Consider the following 261-nt stretch of genomic DNA (forward strand, 5'->3'; position numbering starts at 1 on the left):
TCCTATGCGTACACCTATACCAACGTGCCGCTGACGCCCAATCCCTTCCTCAACAACACGCTGACCCAGGTGTTCGTGGTCTATACGCCGCGAAACGCCGCCTCGGCCTATGTCGATTACGAAGTGCCGCTGGCCGGTTCGGAGGCGAAGGTCCGCTTCCATCTGGACGGCAATTATTCGGACCCGGCCTATAGCTTCCAGAACGAGACGACCCGCACCGACAAGACCTTCGTCATGAACGGCCGCATCGCGCTGGCCGAT

1 protein-coding gene is annotated in these 261 nt (G+C 60.2%); it reads left to right on the forward strand.

Translation table 11 applies throughout. The features are described 5' to 3' along the window. The coding region (locus AC0L3O_RS35600) for a hypothetical protein (protein WP_473618181.1) at nucleotides 1–261 on the forward strand (261 nt) is incomplete at both ends.

The sequence above is a fragment of the Mesorhizobium sp. WSM4810 genome, from assembly GCF_055811235.1.